The 24,091-nt window shown below is 73.7% G+C and carries 22 protein-coding genes; 13 read left to right on the forward strand and 9 right to left on the reverse strand.

All coding sequences use genetic code 11. The features are described from left to right. Position 1: 1 nt before the first annotated feature. The 5 genes from acs to HGK68_RS01340 all read right to left on the reverse strand — a co-directional run bounded on the left by acs (position 2) and on the right by HGK68_RS01340 (position 6,868). Positions 2–1,999 (reverse strand): acetate--CoA ligase, encoded by a 1,998-nt coding sequence (acs, locus tag HGK68_RS01320; RefSeq protein ID WP_169166866.1) that lies wholly within the window; start codon positions 1,997–1,999, stop codon positions 2–4. 72 nt (positions 2,000–2,071) lie between these two features. After that, complete coding sequence (locus HGK68_RS01325; protein ID WP_169164344.1) at positions 2,072–3,202, reverse strand: hypothetical protein; 1,131 nt, start codon at positions 3,200–3,202, stop codon at positions 2,072–2,074. 176 nt (positions 3,203–3,378) lie between these two features. Then, positions 3,379–4,200, reverse strand: coding sequence for a formate/nitrite transporter family protein (locus tag HGK68_RS01330; protein WP_169164345.1), 822 nt, complete (start codon positions 4,198–4,200; stop codon positions 3,379–3,381). Between the two features lie 50 nt (positions 4,201–4,250). After that, positions 4,251–5,372 carry a 23S rRNA (uracil(747)-C(5))-methyltransferase RlmC gene (rlmC, locus tag HGK68_RS01335; protein ID WP_169166867.1) on the reverse strand — a complete coding sequence of 374 codons (1,122 nt, stop codon included), beginning with the start codon at positions 5,370–5,372 and terminating at the stop codon, positions 4,251–4,253. Positions 5,373–5,434: 62 nt separating this feature from the next. Beyond that, positions 5,435–6,868 (reverse strand): NAD-dependent malic enzyme, encoded by a 1,434-nt coding sequence (locus HGK68_RS01340; protein WP_169164346.1) that lies wholly within the window; start codon positions 6,866–6,868, stop codon positions 5,435–5,437. Positions 6,869–6,920: 52 nt separating this feature from the next. Here HGK68_RS01340 and HGK68_RS01345 point away from each other — a divergent pair, with 52 nt between their 5' ends. Next, entirely contained in the window at positions 6,921–7,877 is a 957-nt protein-coding gene (locus HGK68_RS01345; RefSeq protein WP_246260479.1) for a Fic family protein, read from the forward strand. 261 nt (positions 7,878–8,138) lie between these two features. Here the strand turns inward: HGK68_RS01345 and HGK68_RS01350 are convergent, their stop codons facing one another. After that, the gene (locus HGK68_RS01350; RefSeq protein ID WP_169164348.1) at positions 8,139–9,035 is read right to left on the reverse strand and encodes an HAD family hydrolase; all 897 of its coding nucleotides are present in this window, start codon (positions 9,033–9,035) and stop codon (positions 8,139–8,141) included. 326 nt (positions 9,036–9,361) lie between these two features. Here HGK68_RS01350 and HGK68_RS01355 point away from each other — a divergent pair, with 326 nt between their 5' ends. The 7 genes from HGK68_RS01355 to HGK68_RS01385 all read left to right on the forward strand — a co-directional run bounded on the left by HGK68_RS01355 (position 9,362) and on the right by HGK68_RS01385 (position 13,821). Then, positions 9,362–10,033 carry a CpaE-like family protein gene (locus tag HGK68_RS01355; RefSeq protein WP_169164349.1) on the forward strand — a complete coding sequence of 224 codons (672 nt, stop codon included), beginning with the start codon at positions 9,362–9,364 and terminating at the stop codon, positions 10,031–10,033. Beyond that, entirely contained in the window at positions 10,030–11,199 is a 1,170-nt protein-coding gene (locus tag HGK68_RS01360; RefSeq protein WP_169164350.1) for a TadA family conjugal transfer-associated ATPase, read from the forward strand. The genes HGK68_RS01355 and HGK68_RS01360 overlap by 4 nt, the downstream gene beginning before the upstream one ends. Positions 11,200–11,206: 7 nt before the next feature. Further along, entirely contained in the window at positions 11,207–11,866 is a 660-nt protein-coding gene (locus HGK68_RS01365) for a type II secretion system F family protein (RefSeq protein ID WP_169164351.1), read from the forward strand. Beyond that, positions 11,859–12,386: a type II secretion system F family protein gene (locus HGK68_RS01370; RefSeq protein ID WP_169164352.1), complete on the forward strand. Its 528-nt coding sequence runs from the start codon at positions 11,859–11,861 to the stop codon at positions 12,384–12,386. The genes HGK68_RS01365 and HGK68_RS01370 overlap by 8 nt, the downstream gene beginning before the upstream one ends. A 136-nt stretch (positions 12,387–12,522) precedes the next feature. Beyond that, entirely contained in the window at positions 12,523–13,065 is a 543-nt protein-coding gene (locus tag HGK68_RS16000; protein ID WP_169164353.1) for a DUF4244 domain-containing protein, read from the forward strand. A 4-nt stretch (positions 13,066–13,069) separates the two neighbouring features. After that, the gene (locus tag HGK68_RS01380; RefSeq protein ID WP_169164354.1) at positions 13,070–13,423 is read left to right on the forward strand and encodes a TadE family type IV pilus minor pilin; all 354 of its coding nucleotides are present in this window, start codon (positions 13,070–13,072) and stop codon (positions 13,421–13,423) included. Further along, positions 13,420–13,821: an Rv3654c family TadE-like protein gene (locus HGK68_RS01385; RefSeq protein WP_246260481.1), complete on the forward strand. Its 402-nt coding sequence runs from the start codon at positions 13,420–13,422 to the stop codon at positions 13,819–13,821. The genes HGK68_RS01380 and HGK68_RS01385 overlap by 4 nt, the downstream gene beginning before the upstream one ends. A gap of 74 nt (positions 13,822–13,895) precedes the next feature. On the opposite strand, the gene HGK68_RS01390 is transcribed toward HGK68_RS01385, so the two are convergent. Then, positions 13,896–16,595, reverse strand: coding sequence for a DEAD/DEAH box helicase (locus HGK68_RS01390; RefSeq protein WP_246260483.1), 2,700 nt, complete (start codon positions 16,593–16,595; stop codon positions 13,896–13,898). A gap of 148 nt (positions 16,596–16,743) precedes the next feature. Here HGK68_RS01390 and HGK68_RS01395 point away from each other — a divergent pair, with 148 nt between their 5' ends. Continuing rightward, a complete protein-coding gene (locus tag HGK68_RS01395; protein WP_169164355.1) occupies positions 16,744–17,097 on the forward strand; it encodes an STAS domain-containing protein in 354 nt (117 codons plus the stop codon). A 10-nt stretch (positions 17,098–17,107) separates the two neighbouring features. On the opposite strand, the gene HGK68_RS01400 is transcribed toward HGK68_RS01395, so the two are convergent. Together HGK68_RS01400 and HGK68_RS01405 are read right to left on the reverse strand one after the other, a co-directional pair. After that, the gene (locus HGK68_RS01400) at positions 17,108–18,265 is read right to left on the reverse strand and encodes a hypothetical protein (RefSeq protein WP_169164356.1); all 1,158 of its coding nucleotides are present in this window, start codon (positions 18,263–18,265) and stop codon (positions 17,108–17,110) included. After that, on the reverse strand, positions 18,262–18,798 hold the full coding sequence (locus HGK68_RS01405) for a SigE family RNA polymerase sigma factor (RefSeq protein ID WP_246260485.1): 537 nt from the start codon (positions 18,796–18,798) through the stop codon (positions 18,262–18,264). Before HGK68_RS01405 ends, HGK68_RS01400 begins: the two co-directional genes overlap by 4 nt. Before the next feature lie 166 nt (positions 18,799–18,964). Here HGK68_RS01405 and HGK68_RS01410 point away from each other — a divergent pair, with 166 nt between their 5' ends. The 4 genes from HGK68_RS01410 (at position 18,965) to HGK68_RS01425 (ending at position 24,091) form a co-directional block, all read left to right on the forward strand. Further along, on the forward strand, positions 18,965–21,262 hold the full coding sequence (locus HGK68_RS01410; protein WP_169164358.1) for a sodium-translocating pyrophosphatase: 2,298 nt from the start codon (positions 18,965–18,967) through the stop codon (positions 21,260–21,262). A 14-nt stretch (positions 21,263–21,276) separates the two neighbouring features. Continuing rightward, entirely contained in the window at positions 21,277–21,687 is a 411-nt protein-coding gene (locus HGK68_RS01415) for a hypothetical protein (protein WP_169164359.1), read from the forward strand. Positions 21,688–21,689: 2 nt separating this feature from the next. Next, positions 21,690–22,334 (forward strand): histidine phosphatase family protein, encoded by a 645-nt coding sequence (locus HGK68_RS01420; protein WP_169164360.1) that lies wholly within the window; start codon positions 21,690–21,692, stop codon positions 22,332–22,334. A gap of 221 nt (positions 22,335–22,555) precedes the next feature. After that, on the forward strand, positions 22,556–24,091 hold the full coding sequence (locus tag HGK68_RS01425) for a DUF7059 domain-containing protein (protein ID WP_246260487.1): 1,536 nt from the start codon (positions 22,556–22,558) through the stop codon (positions 24,089–24,091).

Genomic DNA, 24,091 nt, shown 5'->3' on the forward strand with positions numbered 1-24,091 from the left:
TTCAGTCGGCGGGACGGGCCAGCCCCTGCTGGATCAGGTCCATCACCGAGGCATCGGCCAGGGTGGTGGCGTCCCCGACCTGCCGGTGCTCGGCGACATCGCGCAGCAGACGGCGCATGATCTTGCCGGATCGGGTCTTCGGCAGCTCCGGCACCACCAGGACGGTGCGGGGCTTGGCGATCGGTCCGATCAGCTTGGCGACATGGGCGCGCAGTTCCTCGCCGACGGTCTCCGGGTCGGTCCGGGCGTCACCGCGCAGGATCACGAAGGCGACCACGGCCTGACCGGTGGTGTCGTCGGCGGCTCCGACCACCGCCGCCTCCGCGACCGCCGGATGCGCGACCAGGGCGGATTCGATCTCGGTGGTGGACAGCCGGTGACCGGACACGTTCATCACGTCGTCCACCCGGCCGAGCAGCCAGATGTCACCGTCCTCGTCCTTCTTGGCCCCGTCCCCGGCGAAGTAGATCCCCGGGAACCGGGACCAGTAGGTGTCCTCGAAGCGCTGCTGGTCGCCCCAGATGCCGCGGAGCATGGCCGGCCAGGGTTCGGTCAGCACCAGGTAGCCACCGGCGCCGTTCGGCACCTCCTGGGCGTCGTCGTCGATCACGGTGGCGGCGATGCCGGGCAACGGGACCTGGGCGGAGCCGGGCTTGGTGGCGGTGACCCCGGGCAGCGGGCTGATCATGATCGCGCCGGTCTCGGTCTGCCACCAGGTGTCCACCACCGGGGTGCGATCGGCGCCGATCACCCGGCGGTACCAGGTCCAGGCCTCGGGGTTGATCGGTTCGCCGACCGACCCGAGCACCCGCAGGCTGGACAGGTCGCGGGCGGCCGGGATGTCCTCGCCCCACTTCATGCAGGTACGGATCGCGGTCGGCGCGGTATAGAGGATTGACACCCGGTACTTCTGCACGATGTCCCACCAGCGGCCCTTGTCCGGGGTATCCGGGGTGCCCTCGTAGATCACCTGGGTCGCGCCGTTCACCAGCGGGCCGTAGACCACGTAGGTGTGCCCGGTGATCCAGCCGACGTCGGCGGTGCACCAGTAGACGTCGGTCTCCGGCTTGAGGTCGAAGACGTTGCGGTGGGTCCAGGCGGCCTGGGTGAGGTAGCCGCCGGTGGTGTGGAAGATGCCCTTCGGCTTCCCGGTGGTGCCGGAGGTGTAGAGGATGAACAGCGGGTGCTCCGCCTCGACCGGCACCGCCTCGTGCTCCGCGCTCGCGCCGTCCACCACGTCGCGCCACCACAGGTCCCGGCCGTCGGTCCAGTCGACCTCCTGCCCGGTGCGGCGGACCACCAGGACGGTGCGGACGATCTCCCCGCTGCCCTCCGCCAGCGCCTCGTCCACCGTCGACTTCAGCGCGCTCGGGTTGCCGCGCCGGTAGCCGCCGTCCGCGGTGATCACCAGCTTGGCGTCCGCGTCCACGATCCGGGAGTGCAGGGCCTGGGCGGAGAAGCCGCCGAAGACCACCGAGTGCGGGGCGCCGATCCGGGCGCAGGCGAGCATCGCGATCACCGCCTCCGGGATCAGCGGCAGGTAGATCGCCACCCGGTCACCGGTGCGCACCCCCAGATCGGTCAGCGCGTTGGCCGTCTTGCACACCTCGCGCAGCAGGTCGGCGTAGGTCAGGGTGCGGGTGTCGCCGGGCTCGCCCTCGAAGTGCAGCGCCACCCGGTCCCCGTGGCCCGCGGCGACGTGCCGGTCCAGGGCGTTGTAGGCGGCGTTGAGGGTGCCGTCGGCGAACCAGCGGGCGACCGGCGCCTGCGACCAGTCGAGGGTCTGGGAGAACGGTGTCGCCCAGTCGAGCAGGCTCCGTGCCTGGTCGGCCCAGAAGTCGAGCCGGTCGGCATTGGCCCAGGCGTAGACCTCGGCGTGGGCGTTCGCCTGGGCGGCGAACTCCGGGTCGGGGGCGAAACGACGGTCCTCGGCGAGCAGGTTCTCCAGCCCCGGGCGGGCAGGGGTCGGCTGGCCGGTGGTGTCGTCGGTGTTGTGCAGGACCACGGTGTCCTCCCAGCGTGCGGCAGCGCGACGGTCGTCATCGACCGCCGTTCAGCACCTTACTGGGACCTAGGTCCTATTGGGCACCGCACGGGCGAATCGATGACGATGCAGCACAGCGCACACGATCCCGGTCGCCAGCAGCAGCGCACCGACCACGAACAGGGTGCCCGAGGTGGCCACCACCACCGTGCGCTCCACCGAACCCCGGGTGCCGTCGGTGGCGAGCCAGGACACCGTGTCGGCATGGGTGGTCGCGGGCACGTAGAGATACACCACGCCGATCACGGTGCTCAGCAGCCCGGCGGTCACCGGCGCGGCGGCCGACCACAGCCCGGCGGCGATCAGCGCCGCCAGGACCAGCACCCCGAGGGTCACCAGCACCACACCCAGCGGGTCGTAGGAGGCGTCCCAGCCCGGCGCCTGCACGCCGAGGATCCGGGACTGGCCGAACAGCACGAGCCAGACCCCGACCGCGCCGACGACCAGGCCGACCAGCAGTCCGAGCAGCAACCGGCCGACACCCCCGCGTCGCGGGGCCTCGACCGGCACCGACTCGGCGACCGGGCGTTCGACCGGCGGCTGCTCGGTGGCCTGGCCCGGCGGGACGAGGACGGTGTGCTCCGGCACCTCGGCCGTCGCATCACCGAGCGGCACCTGGTCGTCCGAGGGGCCGGTGCCGGGCAGATCGGGGTACGGGACGGCGGGCGGCGGGGTGGTCCCGTAGCCGGTGGGCGCGGTCAGCGGGCTGTCGTAGTCCGAACGGAAGCTGGTGCGGCGCACGGCGGCGGACTCGCGCGGACCCGGCTCGGCGGGCGGGACCGGCGGCAGGTCGTCCAGCGGTGCGTGCAGCGGGGCGTCCAGGGGCGGCAACGTGGTGGTCGGCGCGGTGTCGGGACGGACCGGGTCCCCGGCGGCGGACACGTGCGGGTAGTCGTCCTCCGGCGACGGCTCCGGCGGCACCGGGGTCGGCCGCGCCTGGAGGTGGGCGCCCCGGCCGGGGGTGGTGGTCGGCGCCTCGTCGGGCTGCTTCTGTCCGGGCTGCGCCTCGTCGGGCCGCGGGTCGGCGGGCTTGTCGGTGGCCGACCCGGGGTGCGCGGACGTGTCCTGGTCGGCGGTGGTGTCCGGGGTCACCGGCGACTCCGGGTCGGGGGTGGTGCCGGGACGGGTCTCGTCCTTCGGGGTCGGGGTGGTGCTCATCTCGGACTCCTCGCGGTCGCCACCGGACGTCCCCGGGGCTGATCTCGACCCGTCACTGCCTGATCAGGGGTCTGCGTTCCCCACGACGGTAGGCGGGCGGGCCCCGGAGCGCGCGGCGGCACGCCCGGATCGGGTCGGACGGGGTCGGTGCGGCACCCGTGGCTGTCGGGACCGGCTCAGGCGTCGACGGTCTCCGGGACGCGGGGCTGCGGGACCGCGGGGGCCGGCGCGGGCGACGCGGCGACCACGTTCGCGGCCCCGACCAGCAGCCCGCCACCGACCAGGTTGCCCAGGCCGACGAACAGCACGTTGCGGGCGAACTCGCCGACGGTCGCCCCCGGCACCCCGTCGAACAGCCCGAAGCTGAAGGTGGTCATGTTGGCGACGACGTGATCGAAGCCGGAGGTGATGAAGACCATCACGCAGGCGAAGATCACCACGATCTTGGCGACCTCGTTCTGCAACCGGCCGGCACACCAGATCGCCAGGCAAACCATCAGGTTGCAGAGCACACCGCTGAAGAACAGCTGCACGTTGGTCTCGCCGGCCTTGTGCTCGATCATCCCGGCGATGGCGCGACCGGCGGCGGTGTCGGCGTTCAGGGTGTTCGAGAAGTGCACGATCGCCGCGAAGACGATCGCGCCGAGCAGGTTCCCGGCCAGGCACGCCAACAGGGTCCACGCGGCGCGGGCGAGGCTGATGGACCGGCGCAGCACCCCCTGGGTGAAGACCATCATCGCGCTGGTCGCCAGCTCGCCACCGGCCACCACCACGATGGTCAGCGCCACCCCGAAGACCATGCCCTGCACCAGCGGTGCCAGACCCGACCCGGCGTCCTTCAACGGCCCACCGGCGGTCACCATGATGACCACGCCGATGCCGATGTACGCCCCGGCGAGCATGGTGTTCACCAGGTACACCCACGGCCGGCGCGCCAGGTCGGTCTTGGTCCGCGCGGCGCTGGTCTGGTAGTCGAGGTCCTCGGTGACGGTCAGCACCCGTTCATGGTCCCGGACCGCGTGCGCGCAGACCTGGGACGAAAAGCCCCTCAATCCCGGCGCAGCAGGACGGCGACCTCGTAGTGACCGGTCTGCGGGAACATGTCCAGCAGCCGGGCGCGCACCGGACGCAGCGAGGGCATCGCCGCCAGGTCCCGGGCCAACGACACGGCGTTGCAGGACGAATACAGCACGTCCCGCACCCCGGACGCCTCCAGCCACCCGGCCAGCGGCACCCCGATGCCCCGACGCGGCGGGTTCACGATCACCAGCTCCGGCGGCTCGGCGGCGGACCGCGCGAACTCCGTCGCATCCCCGGCGGCGAACCGCAGGCCCGGCAGCCCCGACTCGGCCACCGTCTGCTCCGCCGAGGCGATCGCCTCCGCACTCCACTCGATCCCGGTGACCTGCCGGTCCGGTGCCGCGACGTGCACGGCGAAGCCACCGACCCCGCAGTACAGGTCCCAGACCGTGCGCGGCCCGACCTCCGCCACCCAGTCCCGGCCGGTCCGGTACAGCGCGGCCGCCACCTCGGTGTTGGTCTGGAAGAAGCTCTGCGGCCGCAGGTGCAGGTCCAGGCCGTTCACCCGCATCCGCAGGGTGTCGTCCTCGGTGAGCACGATCTCCCGCTCACCCTCCAGCACCGCCTTGTGCTCCGGCAGCACGTTCACCGTCGCCACCCGCAGCCCCGGAAGCTCGGCCCGCAGCGTCGGCAGGTGCTTGCGGATCCGGGCCAGCGCCTCGGTGCTGCGCAGCACGAACCGCACCATCAGCTCACCGTCCGGCGACTGCGTCACCAGGATGTTCTTCAGCTCACCGCGGCGGTTCGGCACGTCGTAGGGCACCAACCGGGCCAGCGTGACGAACCGGGCCAACGGGTCGAAGGCCGCCTGCAACTGCGGCGGATACAGCGGACAGTCCCGCAGGTCCACGCCGCCGCCCGCCGGATCCAGGATGCCCAGCGTCGGAGCGTCGACCGTGCCCGCGACCACCAGCTTCGCCTTGTTGCGGAAGCCGCTCGGGGCGCTCAGCACCGGGTCCAGCCACTCCAGGCCGGGGGCGGCGATCAGGTCGTGGCAGCGCTGCTGCTTGTCGGCGACCTGTACGGCGTAGTCCAGCTCGATCAGCGTGCAGCTCCGGCACCGGTGGGCGTCGTAGTGGTGGCAGAGCAGGCGGGGCACGGGGTCCAGGGTACGGAGTGGTACCGCCGAGGTCGCAGCGCGGACAGAGCGACTCAGTACCCGGGCAGCACCGCGATCGCCCCGGTGTCGGCGCGCGGCTCGCTCCCGGCGGAGGCGACCTCGGTGACCGCTGCCGCGACGATGCCCGCGACGTCCGGGTGGAACACGCTGGGGATGATGTACGCCGGGTTGAGCTCCTCCGGGGTGACCACCGAGGCCAGGGCGCGGGCGGCGGCGAGCAGCATGTCGTCGGTGATGGTGTGCGACTGCGCGTCCAGCAGCCCGCGGAAGACACCCGGGAAGGCGAGCACGTTGTTGATCTGGTTCGCCACGTCGGAACGGCCGGTGCCGACCACCGCCGCGTGCTGGGCCGCCACGGTCGGATCGACCTCGGGGCGCGGGTTGGCCAGCGCGAAGACGATCGCGTCCTGGTTCATGGTGGCCAGGTCGTCGCCGGTGAGGATGTCCGGGGCGCTCACCCCGATGAACACGTCCGCCCCGGCGACGGCCCCGCGCAGCGACCCGGACAGCCGCCGCGGGTTGGTCTGCTCGGCGATCCAGCGCAGCTCGGGGGACGCCAGGTCGCGGTCCGGGTGCACGATGCCGTCGATGTCGGCGACCACCACGTCCCGGGCGCCGTCGGCGAGCAGCAGCTTGAGCACCGCGGTCCCGGCGGCACCGGCACCCGAGAGCACGATCCGCACGTCCTCGATCCGCTTGCCGACCACCCGCAGGGCGTTGGTCAGTGCGGCGGTGACGACGATCGCGGTGCCGTGCTGGTCGTCGTGGAACACCGGGATGTCCAGGCGCTCGCGCAGGCGACGCTCCACCTCGAAGCAGCGCGGGGCCGAGATGTCCTCCAGGTTGATCCCGGCGAACACCGGCGCGACCCGGACCACCGTCTCCACGATCTCGTCGACGTCCTGGGTGTCGAGGGCGAGCGGGAAGGCGTCGATCCCGGCGAACCGCTTGAACAGCGCCGCCTTGCCCTCCATCACCGGCAGGGAGGCCAACGGGCCGATGTCCCCCAGCCCGAGCACGGCGCTGCCGTCGGTGACCACGGCGATGGTGTTGCGCTTGATCGTCAGCCGCCGGGCGTCGTCGGGCCGGGCGGCGATGGCCTCGCAGACCCGGGCGACCCCGGGGGTGTAGGCCATCGACAGGTCGTCGCGGTTGCGCAGCGGAACCTTGGGCTCGATCGACAGCTTGCCGCCCAGGTGCATCAGGAAGGTGCGGTCGGACACCCGCTCGATGTCGACCCCCGGCAGCGCCCGGATCGCGTCCACGATCTGCGCCGCGTGCTCCTGTCCACTGGTGGCGCAGGTGACGTCCACGGTGAGGCGCTGCTGGCCGGAGGCGGTGACGTCCAGCGCGGTGACGATCCCGCCGCGTCTCTCGATCGCCCCGGTGAGTTCGCTCACCGCCGTGGGTCGGGCCTCGATCTGCAGGCGGGCGGTGATGGACGAGGACACGGTCGGCGTCGACATGGCCCCCATTGTGTCCTGCATCACGTCCGCCGCATCCCCATACCCTGACCAGGTGACATCTCTCCCGGCGCCGCAGGGTCGGCGCGGCCCGCTCGCTGCTGCCGCCGACGACCCGTTGGCGGGACTGCTGGGGCTGGACGGGGTGGCGGAGGCCGTGGACGGTGCCCGGGCAGCCTGTGAGGACCTGCGGTGGCACGAAGGGTTCCGGCGGCGATGGCGTGAGGTGCGAGCCGAGGCCGACCTGCGTGCGGTGCGGGGCAGTGCCGCCGTCGACGGTGCCCGGGTGCCCCTGACGGCGGTGCGACGGCTGGCGGTGGGTGCGGCGGCCGACGACTCCGAACTGCGCGTGGTGGCCGGTGCGCTGCGGGCGACCACCCTGGCGGCGCGCTGGCGTCCGGACCTGGGGGCGCGGAGCGGTCCGCCGCTGCCGCCCTGGGGCGAGCTGCTGGCCCGGCTGCACACCGCCGCGATGCGGGACCTGCTGTCGCCCGAGGAGCTGGGTCGGCTGCGTGCCGACGACCAACCCCGGGACCTGACCGGGCTGGGACCGGCCCCGGTGGGTGCGGTGCTGGCCGGTCGGATGACGTTGCTGAGCAGGACGCTCGACGCCACCCGGGTCCCGGCGCTGGTCGCCGCGGCGGTGCTGCACGGCGAGCTGCTCACCCTGCGGCCCTTCGTGGCGGGGAACGGGGTGGTGGCCCGGACGGCTGCCCGGCTGCTGATCGGGGCGCGTGGCCTGGACCCGACCGGCGCGGTGGTCGCGGAGTCCGGCTGGGCGCAGTCGCCGAATCCGTACCTCGGGGCGGCGGCCGGGTTCGGCACCGGGACGGCGCAGGGGGTCGGGGCGTGGATCGGGTTCGTCGCGCGGTCGGTGGTGGCGGGGGCCGATGTCGGGCGCGAGGTCGCGGACGCCGTGCTGGCGGGGCGGTTGGGTGAGCCGCCGGTCGGGGAACTGGCCGCCGGAGCCCCGGACACAGACGACGGCGCCCACGAGGAGCGCCGTCGCTGAACATCTGGTCTGCGGGGGTTAGCAGGCGTGCAGTGATGACGTCGCTACGGGACCAGCCCGGTCGACGCGTCCTATGCGTGGACGGATCGCGCGTGGGTTCCCCCGAGACCATTCTGTTGTGAGGCCGATCACAGCACCGTCGACGTCGCAGCGGAAGGGCTCGGCACGAAGTCGCAGGTGAATCCCCTGGCGGCGTCCGGGCTGCGAGATCCGCGTCTCACGGATCGACTCATGCCGTGGCGACCCGGCCCGGGACGCGGATCACCGGGGCCGACGCGCTGAGCGGGACACCCGCCACACCAGCGCCCCCACGAGCGCCGACCCGATCACCCCGGCACCCCACCGCACACGGCGCCGCCCCTGCACCGCCACCTGCGCTCCCCGGAACGACAGTCGATGCCACCCGTGCTGCTCGGCCAACCGCCGCAGTCCCCGGTCCGGGTTGACCACGTACCCGTGACCGACCGCCGCCAGCATCGGTGCGTCGGTCGTGGAGTCCGTGTACGCCGAACTCGCCGCCAGGTCATAGCCCTCGCGCTCCGCCAGCTCCCGCATGGCCACGGCCTTCGCCTCGCCGTAGGCGTAGAAGTCGATCTCACCGGTGTAGCGCCCGTCCCGGATCGCCATCGAGGTCGCGATCACCCGGTCCACCCCGAGCAGTCGGGCGATCGGCCGGACCAGTTCCGCGGCCGATGCGGACACGATCACGACGTCCTGACCCGCGGCGTGGTGCGCGGCGATCAGCTCCGCGGCCTCCGGCTGCAGCACCGGCTCGATCGCCCGTTCCACATGGGCGGCGACCAGTTCCTCGACCCGGGCCACCCGCCAGCCGGTGACGGTCCGGGCGAGGGCGAGCCGGAGCCGTTCGGTGCGGCCCTGGTCCGCGCTGCCCAACAGGAAGGTCACCTGGGCATAGGCGGAGCGCAGCGCCGCACGCCGGGTGAGCAGGCCCCCGGCCAGGAACGGGCGGGCGAAGGCGGTCGCGCTGGAGGTCGCGATCACCGTCTTGTCCAGGTCGAAGAAGGCGGCGCCGCGCCGGGGCCGGGGAGCCTGCGGTGCGGTGATCGTCGCGGTGCCGCGTCGGCGGGACCGCGACCGCGCACGGGCGTGCCGTGGCGGGCCGAGCGGCGGTTCCGGGGCGGACTGCGCGGGGGTCATCGGGAGGCTCCTGTTCGTCCCGATCCAGCCTAGGTCGGTGGTTCCGCGGCGACGAACTGTCCACAGGGGGCCGAGGGCCCTGGCGGTCCCCAGCGTGCGGCGTCCGGCGGTGACAGCGGCCGTCGACCTCCGGAGGCTGGTCCGGAGCGGGTCCGCCGGAGGGGTGGTGCCCACGAGGGCGGGAGGGCGGTGGTGGAGTGGTGAGCGCGGGCTCGGGTGGTGAGCGTCGGGGCGGGGCTCGTGGACTGACGGGCACCGGGTCGGTCGATGGCGTGAGCGCGGGTGGCGGACGGCGATCGGGGCGGCGGGACGGGGGAACGACCGGCGTGCTCGGCGCACGTGGCGGCGCGGGGTCCTCGACCCTGGCCGCCCTGCTCGCCCACTCCCTCGCCCGGGACGGCCGCACGGTGCTGGTGCAGGTCGGCTCGGGTGCCTCCCTCGATGCGGTGCTGGGCACCGAAGGGGAGACGGGTGTGCGGTGGCCCGATCTGGGTGAGGCGCGGGGGGAGGTCGACCCCGACCAGCTCGGGCATGCGCTGCGGCGGTGGCGGCGCTGCGCCGTGCTGTCCCTGGACGACGACCGACCCGCGCGGATCCCCGAGGCGGTGGAGCGGGACGTGCTTCTGGCGCTGCGGCGGGGCCATCGGCACCTGGTGATCGACCTCGACCGGGAATCGGTGCAGGACGGCGGGAACCGCCCGGCGCTCGACCAGTGCGATCGGGTGCTGCTGCTCGTGCCTCGGGACATCCCGGCGGTGGCGGGCGCGCGACTCCTGCTGTCCCGGCTGCCGAACGACCTGCGGGTGGGGATCGTGACCCGGCGACCGGCACCCGGTGGACTGCACGGCGCCGAGATCGCCACCGCCCTGGGGCGCCCGTTCCTGGCCGACCTGCCCGGTGGCCGCCTGATCGCCCGCTCGGTGGACTCCGGCGTCGGGCCGGTGCTCGGTCCGTGGGCGGCGCGCTCCGTCCGGCAGCTGATCCGGTCGCTGCCATGACGGGCCGGCACCCGGTCGACGAGGGTCTGGTCACCGCCGTGCGGGAGCACCTGGCGCGGCGACCGGGTCCGGTCACGCCCGAGCGCGTCACCTCGGCGCTGCGGGACACCGGCACGGTGGTCGGGAGTGCGGCGATGGAGCAGGTCGCCGGGGCGCTGCGGGCGGAGCTGCTGGGCGCCGGGCCGTTGCAGCCGCTGCTGGACGACCCGGAGGTCACCGACGTGGTGGTCAACGGCCCGCGGGACGTGTGGGTCGACCGGGCCGGGCGGCTGCACCCGGTGCCGATCGACCTCGGCGACGCGGCGGCGGTGCGGATGCTCGCGGTCCGGCTGGCGGCGACCGGCGGGCAACGACTCGACGATGCCCGGCCGACGGTCGATGCCCGGCTGCCGGACGGCACCCGGCTGCACGCGGTGCTGCCGCCGGTCGCTGACGGCTGCACCCTGCTGTCGCTGCGGGTGGTCAGGCACCGGGCGTTCACCGTGGACGAGCTGGTCGCCGCGGGCACCCTCGCCCCCGGTCTGGATGCGGTGCTCGCGGCCCTGATCCGGAGCCGGGCGAACCTGGTGGTCTCCGGCGCGACCGGGACCGGGAAGACGACGCTGCTGTCCACGTTGTTGTCCCTGGCCGATCCCGCCGAGCGGATCGTCTGCATCGAGGAGGCGGGCGAGCTGACGCCCCGGCACCCGCACGTCGTCCGGCTGGTGGTTCGGCGGCCCAATGTGGAGGGTGCCGGGGAGGTGTCGCTGGCCGATCTGGTCCGGGAGTCGCTGCGGATGCGCCCGGACCGGGTGGTGCTCGGCGAGTGCCGGGGCGCCGAGGTGCGCGATGTGCTGGGGGCACTCAACACCGGCCACGACGGCGGTTGCACCACGCTGCACGCCAACACCGCCCAGGACGTCCCGGCGCGGTTGGAGGCGCTCGGCGCGCTGGCCGGGATGTCCCGGGAGGCGCTCGCCGCCCAGGCGGTCAGCGCCCTGCACGCGGTGATCCATCTGCGCCGGGACCGCGGCCGTCGTCGGGTCACCGAGATCGCGGTGGTCGACCGGGACCCGGACCGTGGCGCGCTGACCGTGCGCACCGCGGTGGCGGCGCCGGAGGCCGGCGGCACGGTGACCGGCCCGGGGTGGGCGGCGCTCGCCGACCGCATCGACTGGGCCGGGTGAGTCCGGGGTGAGCGCCTCGGCGGTGGCGGCCTCCCTGGCGTGCTGGCTGGCGCTCGTCCTGGCCGGGGGAACGGCGCACCGCCGGCTGCCGTCGACACCCGGCCGGTGGCGGATTCGTCCCCCGCACGCCGGTGCACCCGCCGCTGAGCTGCTGCGGACGCTGGCGGCCGTCACCGCCGGGCTGCGCGCGGGAGGCTCCGCCGCCGAGGTGTGGCAGTCGGTCACCGGGTTCGGCGGGGACGTCCAGGGCGTGCCCACCGTCGGAGCCTTGCTGGCGGGCGCGACCGATCACCGCGGCGCGGTCACCCGGCACGCCATCGGGGTGATCGCCGCCTGCCGGGTCGCGGCGGAACTGGGGGCACCGCTGGCTCCGGTGCTGGAGCGTGCGGCGATCACGATCGAGGCGGAACTGACCGCCGAGTCCGAGTCCGAGGCCGCCCTCGCCGGGCCGCGGCAGACCGTGCGGCTGCTGACCTGGCTCCCGCTGTGGGGCGTGCTGCTCGGCCTCGTGGTCGGGGCCTCGCCGGTGCGGGTCCTGCTGGACGGCGGGATCGGCTCGGTGTGTCTGGTGGGCGGGGTGGTGTGCTCGCTGGTCGGACGCTGCTGGATGCGCCGGCTGCTCGCACGCACCCGGGCGGCCGGGTTGCCGGGGACCGACGATGAGTGAGCTGGTGGTGCCGTTGGTGCTGGCCGCCGCGCAGCTGCTCGGGCCGACCCACGCCCGGATCGGGACTACCCGCCACCGACAGCAGCCCACCGAGCCGGTCGATCCCGCGCTGGTGCTCGACCTGCTGGCGACCGCCGTGGAGTCCGGTGCCGATCTGCCGCGCGCGCTGACGACGGTGGGTGCCGCAATCGACGGGGACGGGGGCGAGGCCCTGCGTCGCGTGGCCGCCGCCCTCCTGCTCGGCGCCGAGTGGTCGGTGGCCTGGAACGCGGCGCCGCCCTCGCTGTCGCCTGCGCGCGACGTGCTGGCCCCGGCATGGATCACCGGCGTCTCGGCCGCTCCGGGCCTGCGTTCCGCCGCGACCGAACGACGGCAGCAGCGTCGCCACCGCGCACGCCGAGCGTCGGCACGGCTGGCGGTGCGCCTCGTACTGCCGCTGGGGTTGTGCTTCCTGCCGTCGTTCGTGCTGATCGGTGTGACGCCGGTGGTGATCGCCCTGGCTGGTGAACTCGGGTGGTGACCGGGCTGTCGACTGTCCACAGGACGGGGCGTCGGCTGTCGTCCCCAGATCGACGGATCGGGCCCTGTGCCGAGGCGTGCGCGGTGGCGAGGGTGGTCGGGCCCGGCAGGGAGCCGGAGCAGGGAGAGGGACACAGATGACGACACAACTGTGGTGGCCGACGATCATCCGGACCGGCGTCGGCGACGGCCCGGGCCTGGCGCCCGATGCCGCGGGGGCGGTGGGAGCGGCGATCGACGGCCCGGCACCGGTGGCCGGCGGGACGGCCCTGGAACGGAAGGTCGGTGGAGCAGGTCCGGTACCGGTGGCCGGCGGGGCAGCGCTCGAACGGGTGGCTGGTCGGGCGGGACTGGCGCCGGTGCTCGCGTTGCCCGTCCGACGGCGGAGCATCACCAACCAGCAGTCCGGGCTGAGCTGCCGAGATGAACACCCGGCACGTGGGGAGCGGATCGCAGTCGACGGCGAGCGGTCTCCGGGCAGCGCAGGCCCACGTCACCAGGGCGGACGGCGGCGCCGACCGTGGCGACGTGGGTTGCCGGACGCCGGGATGGCCACCGCCGAGTACGCGGTGGTGCTGCTCGCGGCGGTCGGGTTCGCCGGGTTGCTGATCGTGATCCTCAGCTCCGACGAGGTGCGCGGCATGCTCACCGGCCTGATCCGCGAAGCCCTCACGGTGTGACGCCGTGGTGCCCACCGCCCGACCCGCCGACAGCGGCACCGTGACCGCCGAGTTCGCGGTCCTGCTCCCGGCCGTGACGATGCTGATCGCGGTCCTGTTGGTCATCGCCTCCTGTGCGGTGACGCAGATGCGCTGCGCGGACGCTGCCCGTGCCGGTGCCCGCGGGGCGGCCCTGGGTGAGGCGGACACGGTGGTCGCGGAACTCGCGCAGCGCGTGGGCGGGACGGGGATCCGGGTGGGGGTGCATCGCGCGGGGGAGTGGGTGCGGGTCGCCGTGCAGCAGGAGGTCGGGCCGGCGTTGCCGGTGGTCGGGGCGATCACGGTGGCGGCGGAGGCGACCGCGTGGGTGGAACCGTGAGGCGCGGTCGCGCGGGCGCCTCGCCTCGGAACGGGGGCGGCTCCGGTGTCCCACCCCGCCTGGTCGGCGACCGTGGTGCGGGCACGGTGCTGGCACTCGCCCTCATCGCGGGCGTGCTGATCCTCGGCGGCGGGTTGGCGTTGCTGGCTCAGGCGCAGTCGGCGCGGGGCCGAGCGCAGATCGCTGCCGACCTCGGAGCGCTCGCCGGAGCGACAGCGCTGCGCGGCTCGGGTGATGCCTGCGGGGTGGCGGCGAGCACTGTCCGGCGCAACGGTGCCCGGCTGGCCGCATGCGAGCTCGTCGGCGGGGAACAGGTGCGGGTGCGAGTCGTGGTGCGCACAGGACCGGGCGAAGCGGGTGCGGCGGCACGGGCAGGCCCGGCGAGTGCGCGGGGGTGAACGAGGTGTGGGGCGGTCATCCCGACCGGAGGGAGTTCATGCGCGGTCGAGCGGGGTCCGTCGTGTCGAACCGGTCAGGTGTGGGAGAGCACCGCGTCCAGGAGTCGGACGGCGGCGGCCTTCTCGAGCGGATTGTTGCCGTTCCCGCACTTCGGCGACTGTACGCAGGCCGGGCATCCGGTCCGGCACGGGCAGGTGGCCACGGCGTCCCTGGTGGCCCGCAGCCAGGTCGCGCCGAGGTCGAAGCCCCGCTCGGCGAATCCGGCACCACCCGGGTAGGCATCGTGCACGAAGACCGTCGCCATCTCGGTGTCGGCATGCATCGCGGTGGACACCCCGCCCAGGTCCCACCGGTCACAGGTGGCGAGCAGCGGGAGGAGGCCGATCGACGCGTGTTCCGCCGCGTGGAGCGCCCCCGGGGCGAGCTCCTGGGTGACCCCTGCCTGCTCCAACACCGAGGCCGGGGCCGTCCACCAGACCGCGGTGGTCCGCAGGGTGCGGGCTGGCAGGTCGAGGGTCTGCGAACCGAGGATCTGCAGGTCCGGGATCCGCTTGCGCTGGTAGCTCATCACCTGACTGGTCACGTCGACCACGCCGAAGCCCCAGGTGATCGGCCCCCATCGCTGTTCCTGCAGGGTCTCCTGGATCTCCACCGTGGTCAGCCAACGGGACCAGGTGCCGTAGTCGACGTCGCGGCGTTCGGCGAGGGCGACGCCGTCGGCCAGGTTCAGCTCGGACACCACGTAACTGGCGCCCTGGTGCACGTACACCGCGCCCTCGTGCACGGTGGAGTCGGCGGAGGCGGCGTCGACGGTGCCCAGCAGCCGCCCGGTCGCCGACTCCACCACCCGCACCGGATCGCCGCCGGTGCCGCGCAGATCGGTGAGTCGGGTCGCCGGTTCGGGATGGGTCCAGTACCAGCCGGAGGGCCGTCGACGCAGCGCACCCTGGGCGACCAAGACGTCCAGCAGATCCCGGGTGTGCGGCCCGAACAGGTCCAGTTCCTCGGCGCGCAGCGGGGTCTCGGCGGCGGCGGCGCACAGGTGCGGGGCAAGGACGTACGGATTGCCCGGGTCGAAGACGGTCGCCTCGACCGGGGCGTCCAGCACCGCCTCCGGGTGATGCACCACGTAGGTGTCCAGCGGGTCCTCGCGGGCCACCAGGATCACCAGCCCGTCGGCCCCCGCGCGTCCGGCCCGGCCCGCCTGCTGCCACAGCGACACCCGCGTGCCGGGCCACCCGGCGATCACCACCGCGTCCAGCCCGGAGATGTCCACCCCCAGTTCGAGGGCGTTGGTCGTGGCCAGCGCCCGCAGCCTCCCGGTGCGGATCGCCTCCTCCAGCTCGCGGCGCTCCTCCGGCAGGTATCCGCCCCGGTAGGCGGCCACCGCTGCGGCGAGGTCGGGATGGGCCGGGTGCAGGCGCTCGCGGGTGACGGTGGCGACGGACTCGGCGGCCCGACGCGACCGGGTGAAGGCCAGCGACCGGGCACCCGCGGCGGTCAGGTCGGCGAGCAGCTCTGCGGTCTCGGCGGTGGCGGAGCGGCGCGGGCGTTCGGTGTCCTCGGCGACCAGGTCCTCCCCGGTGCCGACCGGTCCGTGTCCCTCCCCGGCGACCGGGTCGGGCGAGCCGGTGGCGGCACCGACCCGACCGTGCACGTCGCCGTGCTCCTCGGACTCCCTGTGCTCCTCGGATTCGTCGCGCTCGCCGGGGTGCGCGGGGCCCGAGCCAGGGCGTCCACCCGTCGCTGGACCCGCCACGGCATCATCGGTCCCGGTCCCGGTGCCGCCCGGTCCCCGGGCATCGGTCACCGAGGCCGCTGCGAGGTCGGTGCCCTCCTGCACCCCCGCGTCCACCGGCACCGCGCCCAACGGCAACGCCCACGGGTCCTCCTCCGGGAGCAGATCCGACCACGGCCCGGTGGCGCCCGGCAGCTCGGGTGGCTGCCACAGCGCGATGGTCTTGCGACCGGCCGGGGAGGCGTCCTCGTGCACCGAGTGGATCTGCTCCGGATCGGCGCCGATCAACCGTCCGGCGCTCGCGGCCGGATCGGCGGTGGTGGCGGAGGCGAGCAGGAAGGTCGGCTCGGCGCCGTACAACGCGGCGAGCCGGCGCAACCGGCGCAACACCGCCGCGACATGCGCGCCGAACACGCCCCGGAAGGCGTGGCACTCGTCCAGCACCACGTACCGCAGCGACCCGAGCAGCCGGGACCAGCGCCGGTGCTGGGGCAGCAGCGCGAAGTGCAGGAAGTCGGGGTTGGTCAGCACCACGTCCCCGTGGTCGGCGATCCAGCGACGTTCCTCGCGCGCGGTGTCGCCGTCACAGGTGGCGACCCGGACGTCGCGGATGCCCCCGGCGGTCAGCACCCGGTCGACGGCGCTGAGCTGGTCGGCGGCCAGGGCCTTGGTCGGGCACAGGTAGAGGACGGACCCGCGGCGGCTGACCGTCTCGATCCGTCCCCGGTCGGCGGCGGACACCTGGCGACCTGCCCGCACCGAGGTCAGCGCGGGCAGCCAGAACGCCAACGACTTCCCGGAGCCGGTCGAGGTGGACAGCACGGTGTGCCGTCCCGACCAGGCCGAGTCGGCGGCATCGGCCTGGTGCTGCCACGGCTCCCGGACGCCGAGCTGCTGATAGCCCGCGATCAGCGCCGGGTCGGCCCACTGCGGCCACGGTGCCGTGCGGCCCTCGCGCTGCGGCAGCTCGCGCAGGTGGGTGAGCCGACCGTCACGGCTGCCATCGGCCAGCAGTCGGTCCAGAAGCGAGTCCACGGCACCATCCTCTCCCCGCCGACGGACACCGCGGTCCCGCGCAGCTCACGCCGATCCGAACCCGCCGCCGCGGACCCGCACGCCGACAGCGCAGACCGCGACCCCGTCCGTCTGTTTGAATGCTCCCAGCAGGGGAGGGAGTGCAGCCGTGGACGTCACCGTGTCGAACACCAGCGAGAACGGCCGGACGGTCGTCGACGTCACCGGGGAGGTGGACGTCTACACCGCCCCGGCCCTGCGCGAGCGCCTCATCGCACTGGTCGAGTCCGGCCGCACCGACCTGGTCGTCGACCTCACCCAGGTGCGGTTCATGGACTCCACCGGGCTCGGACTCCTGGTCGGGGTGCTGAAGCGGATCCGAGGCCTGGGTGGTCAGCTGCAGCTGGTCATCGACGCCGAGCGGTTGCTCAAGGTCTTCCGGATCACCTCGCTGGACCAGGTGTTCACGATCCGCGCGAGCCGGGACGAGGCGATGGCCGCCCGGGGGAACGCGGCTGACTGAGCCGAGGTTCCTACGAGGCGAAGATGCTCACCATCTGGCGAATCTCGCCGCCCCGAACGTCCAACCAGTATCCGCCGTCAAAATCCTCACCGCTCCCGGTCGAATAGTCGCAGCCCGGAGTAGGGCTGACCAGGTACTCGATAGGCGATTCCCTCATGTATCCCTCGGGTGATGCCTGGCACCAGCTGTAGATGCGCGCGTCGACCGGGACGGTCATCCGCTGGGTGCCGAATGCCGTCGGGGAGTAATTGACAGCCGGGGTCATGTCGCCGTCCTCGTCCACGGAATAGGGCTCGTTGACCTTCGCCCACTCGATGGCATCGTCACCGAGGCGCATGATCTCGATCGTGGCATCGAAACTCCTGGTCGTGGGATCGATGTTCTCGACCGCAGCCCAGTAGCGGCCGTCCGGGAGCGGCTGTGTCGCACCAGGGTCGTCGCTGGTGAAGGGCTCCTCGCCGAGATTGAAACCGTTCGCCTCCGGCAACGGCTCCCACCCCGCCGACGGGTCCACCACCACCTCCTGCTCCACCTCCCGCAACGTCACGTCCATCGGCGCCGACACCACGGCCCCCGCCGCCCCGTCCGCCACCGCGACCAACTGGTACTCCCCGGCAGCCAGCGCCCCGCCGCACGCCTCCAACACCCCGCTGATCGCTGCCGGATCAGCACCGGCCGCGCCTTCGACGGTTGATGCCGGGTCCGCCGCCTCCGAGCCCTCGGTCTGCGCGATCACCACGCCGTCGGCCAGCAGCGCCAGGGACACCGACCGTCCGGTCAACACGCCTGCCGCCGCCTCGACGGTTCCGGTCGTGGCAGCACCGAGGGTCTGCTCCGGCTCCGCGGTGAGGGTCAGTTCGACCGGGATCCCCTCGGTGCCACCGCCACACACCGGCGGCGCCACGGGCGGGATGGTCGGCGCGGGGCTGGGGCTGACGCTCGGGGTCGGGACGGCCGGTGGCACCGGGGTGTCGTCCGGGCCGTTCAGCACCCCGGCGACCACGGCGACGGCGGTGAGTCCGGCCGCGATGCCCCCGGCGCCGACGGTGCGGGTGACGGCGCGGCGGCGTCGGCGCTGGAAGATGATCGCCTCGACCGGGAGCGCGGGGCTGGCGGCGGCTGCCTGGTCGGCGACGTCGGACAGGATGCGGTGCAGGTCGTTGCTCATCGTGCGCTCCTCTCGACGATCACCGTGGTGACCGGGGAGTCGATCGGGCCGATGACGGCCTCGAGGCGATGGATGGCGTCGGACAGGTAGCGCTTGACGGTGCCGGTGGACAGGTTGAGGGTGTCGGCGATCTGTGCCACCGACAGGTCCTCGAAGTAGCGCAGGACGACGCAGGAGCGTTCTCGGGGCGGCAGGGTGCCGAGCGCCTCGCGGACCGCGACCTGCGCGGTGATCCGGTCGGCGGTGTCCGGCACCGACTCGTCGGCGTCCCGACGGAACTTGGGCAGTGCGTCGGTCCATCGCCGCCACCGCCGCCGACCGTCGACGAAGGTGCTGGCCATCACCCGGCGCACGTAGGCCTCGGCGGTGTCCAGGTCCAGCCCGGAGCGGGTGCGCACCACGGTCTTCACCAGCGCGTCCTGGGTGAGGTCCTCCGCGTCGCGCATGTCGCCGGTCAGCAGATAGGCGTAGGCCACCAGCGCTCGACCACGTTCGCGGGCCAGCGCCGCGATCACGTCGTCCCCTCGGTTCACCACACCATCCTTCCGATCCGCGCCCGTCATCAGCTGGGACGAACGGGCCGTCGAAAAGGTTGGGTGCGAGTCGGCTTCGTCCTACAGTGACGCTCTGCTCGGCAACGGGGCCGGGCTCGATCCGCCGTGGCACGCACCTCGGTGCGCCCCGGTGCGAGGGGGAACGATGGTCGATCTCGGCTCGGGAAGTCTGGTCATCGTCACGGTGGTCGCCGTGGTGGCCGTGGCAGCGCTGGTGATGGCGGTGGTCCTGCGACGGCAGGTGCTCGCCGCCGACGAGGGCACGGCGTCGATGCGGGAGATCGCCGCGGCGGTGCAGGAGGGTGCGCAGGCGTACCTGTCCCGGCAGCTGCGGACGCTGAGCGTGTTCGCGGTGGTGGTGCTGCTCCTGCTCCTGCTGCTGCCCGGTGACGCGAGCGTGAAGATCGGCCGCTGCGTCTTCTTCGTGCTGGGGGCGGCGTTCTCGGCGTCGATCGGGTATCTCGGGATGTGGTTGGCGACCCGGGCGAACGTCCGGGTGGCGGCGGCCGCGTCCAGGCCGGGTGGCCGGGCGGAGGGGGCCCGGATCGCGCTGCGCACCGGTGGTGTGGTCGGGATGAGCGTGGTCGGCCTCGGGCTGCTCGGTGCCGCCGGTGTGGTGCTGCTGTACCGGGGCGACGCACCGGCGGTGCTGGAGGGCTTCGGGTTCGGTGCGGCTCTGCTGGCGATGTTCATGCGGGTCGGCGGCGGCATCTTCACCAAGGCGGCAGATGTCGGCGCGGACCTGGTGGGCAAGGTGGAGCAGCACATCCCGGAGGACGACCCGCGCAACGCCGCCACGATCGCGGACAACGTGGGCGACAACGTCGGTGACTGCGCGGGGATGGCGGCCGACCTGTTCGAGTCCTACGCGGTGACGCTGGTGGCTGCGCTGATCCTGGGGCGGGCGGCGTTCGGGGAACACGGGTTGGTGTTCCCGCTGATCGTGACCGCCATCGGTGCTGTGGTGGCGGCGCTCGGGGTGGCGATCACCCGGGTGCGCGGCTCGGAGAGCGGCCTGACGGCGATCAACCGCGGCTTCGCCGTCGCGGCGGTGGCCGGTGCGGTGCTGGCCGGGATCGCGGCGCTGCTGTACCTGCCGTCGACCTTCGACGCCCTCGGCGGCAGCGCCGGTCTGGACGCCCACCCCGGCGACCCGCGGTGGGTGGCGGCGGGTGCTGTGCTGATCGGGGTGCTGCTGGCCGGGCTCATCCTGTGGGTGACCGGGTACTTCACCGGCACCGACTCCAAGCCGACGATCCATGTCGCCCGCACCACCCGGACCGGCGCCGCGACCGTGGTGCTCTCCGGGATCGGGGTCGGCTTCGAGTCGGCGGTCTACACCGCGGGGATCATCGCCGCCGCGATCTGCGGGGTGTTCCTCTTGGCCGGGGGGTCGATCGCGCTGTCGCTGTTCCTGGTGGCGCTGGCCGGTTGCGGGCTGCTGACCACCGTCGGCGTGATCGTCGCGATGGACACCTTCGGCCCGGTGAGCGACAACGCGCAGGGCATCGCGGAGATGTCCGGCGACGTCTCCGAGGAGGGCGCGCAGATCCTCACCGACCTGGATGCGGTGGGGAACACCACCAAGGCGGTCACCAAGGGGATCGCGATCGCCACCGCCGTGCTGGCCGCCACCGCGCTGTTCGGCTCCTACGCGGATGCGGTGAGCACCGCGATCTCCGGCCTCGACCTGGCGTCGGTGCCGGGCGACATCGTGCTGGCGATGACCGACTACCAGATCATCAGCCCGGTGACCCTGGTCGGTGTGATCCTCGGCGCCGCGACCGTCTTCCTGTTCAGCGGTCTGGCCATCGACGCGGTGACCCGGGCCGCCGGGGCGATCGTGCTGGAGGTGCGCCGCCAGTTCCGGGAGATGCCCGGCATCATGACCGGCGAGCAGCGCCCGGAGTACGGCCGGGTGGTCGACATCTGCACCCGCGACTCCCTGCGCGAACTCGCCACCCCCGGGCTGCTCGCCGCTTCGGCGCCGATCGCGGTCGGCTTCGGGCTCGGGGTCGGGCCGCTGGCCGGGTTCCTGGCCGGGGCGATCGGGTCCGGGGTGCTGATGGCGGTGTTCCTGGCGAATGCCGGTGGCGCCTGGGACAACGCGAAGAAGCTGGTCGAGGACGGTCGCTTCGGTGGCAAGGGCTCGCCGGAGCACGAGGCGGCGGTGATCGGCGACACCGTCGGTGACCCGTTCAAGGACACGGCCGGCCCGGCGATCAACCCGCTGATCAAGGTGATGAACCTGGTCGCGTTGCTGATCGCCCCCGCTGTCGTCACGATCAGCGTCGGCGAGGACGCGAACACGGTGCTGCGGCTGACGATCGCGCTGGCGGCGACCGCCGTGGCCTTCGGCGCGGTGATCATGTCGCGACTGCGCGCGGCTCGGGTGGATACCGCGGCGGAGGTGACGGGGGACTCGCTCGACTCGCGGGTGTGAGGCAGGCTGACGGCATGCGCCTCGCCCACGCCGTCGCCGGCCTCGTCCTGGTCGTTCCGCTCGCCGCCTGCTCCGGAGGGGGTGACGACGACGCGACGACCTTCTGCGAGCAGGGGGAGGCCACGCTGGCCCAGTTCGACGCGGTCGGGGCCCTCGGCGACGACCCGGCCGGGTTCGCCGACGCGATCACCGAGATCAGCAAGGGCTTCGCGGACGCCGACCCGCCCTCCGCGATCGCCGACGACTGGTCCACGATCAGCGCCGCCTTCGCCGACCTCGACCAGAAGCTGCAGGGCGTCGACCCGGACGACCAGGAGGCATTCGCCACCGCGTTGAACGACTTCTCCGAGCAGGCGAACTCCACCGCGCTCTCCGACGCGTCGGACCGGGTGTCGACCTACGTCTCCGAGAACTGCACCGAGTGACGATGCGCCTGCACCTGATCCGGCACGGCCAGACCCCGTCCAACCTGATCGGCGCCCTGGACACCGGCGACCCCGGACCGGCGCTGACCTCGGAGGGCGAACGGCAGGCGGCGGCGGTCGGCGCCGTGTTCGCCGACCAGCGCCTGGACGCGGTCTACGCCTCGCAGCTGACCCGTGCCCGGCAGACCGCCGCCGCCGTCGCCCAGCCGCACGGGCTGGAGGTGCTGATCCGACCCGGCCTGCGGGAGATCCTGGCCGGTGACCTGGAGATGCGCACCGACCGGGACTCGGTCACCCGCTACCTGGGCACGATGGTCGCCTGGGCCGCCGGTGACCTGGACGCCGTGATGCCCGGCGGTGAGTCCGGCCGCCAGACCCTGGCCCGCTTCGACGAGGTGGTGGCCGAGGTGGCGACGACCGGTGCCCAGGAGGTCGCGCTGGTCAGCCACGGCGCGATGCTCCGGTTCTGGGCCGTGCTGCGCGGCGAGAACCTGGATCCGGACACCGCCGCTGACCGCTGGCTGGACAACACCGGTGTGGTCTCCCTGGTGGGTGAACCGGGTGCCTGGCAGGTGACCCGGTGGCAGGAGGAGCTCATCCCGCACACCACCCCCGACGGCCCCACCGCCGAGCCGCTGCCCCGCTGAGCACGCGTCGCGCGCCCCAGCCCCGCGTTCCGGCGCCCGAGTTCGGCACTTCGCGCCCGAGTTCGGCACTTCTCCACCGCGCATCTGGCGCGAACTGCCGACCTCGGCACCGCGCCCGTGCAGCCCGGGCGTCGGGACCGCGCCCGTGCAGCCCGGGCGTCGGGACCGCGCCCGTCCAGCCGGGGCGTCGGCCCCGCAGCCCGGTGCGGGAGGATGGTCCGGTGGATCCCGACACGCTGACCGTTGACCCCGCGCTGATCGACGCCCTGCGCGCCGACCTCACCGCCGCCCAGTTCACCGTCGACGGCGTCGAGGACCTGCTCGGCCCGATGGCCGCCGCCGCCCTGCACCGCGAGGAGCCGCTCCCGGCTCTGCGCGCGACGGGGACCGCCAGCGACCCGCGCGCCGCGCTGGTGCGCACCTTCGTGCTCGGTGCCGACGTCGACGCCTCGGCGGTCGCCGCCGCACTGCCCACCCTCGGCCTGGACGGCGCAGCCCGGCTCGGCCTGGTCGACGCTGCCGGGGCGGACAGCCATGACCCGGTGCACGCCCGGGTGGACCTGCGCCCCTACCAGGCGGCCGACGGCGCCGGTCAGGTGGACTGGTGGATCGCCTCCGACCTGGGTGAGCTCGCCACCGGCGGCGCACTGCGCACCGACCACGTGCTCGGGGTCGGCGGCGCCTCGACCACCCTGGCGCAGGTGACAGTCCGCGATCACCGTGCCCGCACCCTCGACCTCGGCACCGGCTGCGGCATCCAGGCCCTGCACGCCTCCCGGCACAGCGACCGGGTGGTCGCCACCGACATCTCCACCCGGGCGCTCGACTTCGCCCGGTTCAACGCCGCCCTGGCCGGCACCACGCTGGACCTGCGCGCCGGGTCGATGCTGGAGCCGGTGGCCGGGGAGGTCTTCGACCTGGTGGTGTCCAACCCGCCCTTCGTCATCACCCCGCGCGGCCGGGACGACGTGCCGCAGTACGAGTACCGGGACGGTGGCCGGACCGGCGACGCGATCGTGCGCGAGCTGATCACCGGGGTCGGCGGCGTGCTGGCCCCCGGCGGTGTCGCCCAGCTGCTCGGCAACTGGGAGGTGCGCCGCGGCGACGACTGGCACGAGCGGGTCGGTGCCTGGCTGGACGAGTCGGGGCTCGACGGCTGGGTGGTGCAGCGCGAGATCCAGGACCCGGCGCAGTACGCGGAGACCTGGATCCGGGACGGCGGCACCTCCCCGGACCGCGACCCGGTGGGCTGGCGGGAGCGCTACGGCGCGTGGCTGGACGACTTCGCGCAGCGGGACGTCGAGGGGATCGGCTTCGGCATCGTGGTGCTGCACCGGCCGGTCGACGACCGACCCCGGCTGCGCCGTCTGGAGGAGATCACCGGCACCGTGCGCCAGCCGCTCGGCCCGGTCATCTCCGCCGCACTGGCCGCGCACGACCGCCAGGCGACCCTGGACGACGACGCGCTGTCAGCGCTGCACCTGCGGGTCGCCCCGGACGTCACCGAGGAGCGCTACCTGCGGCCCGGCGACACCGACCCGCAGATCGTCCTGCTGCGCCAGGGCGGCGGCTTCGGCCGGACCGTCCAGGTCGGCACCGCGCTGGCCGGGTTCGTCGGTGCCTGCGACGGGGAGCTGTCGGTCGGGCAGATCGTCGGGGCGCTGGGCGCGCTGCTCGGCGTCGGCGCGCAGGCGGTGGCCGCCGACGTGCTGCCGGAGGTGCGCGGCCTGCTCGCGGACGGTCTGCTGCTGACCTGA

The sequence above is a fragment of the Cellulomonas taurus genome (genome assembly GCF_012931845.1).
Classification (GTDB): domain Bacteria; phylum Actinomycetota; class Actinomycetes; order Actinomycetales; family Cellulomonadaceae; genus Cellulomonas; species Cellulomonas taurus.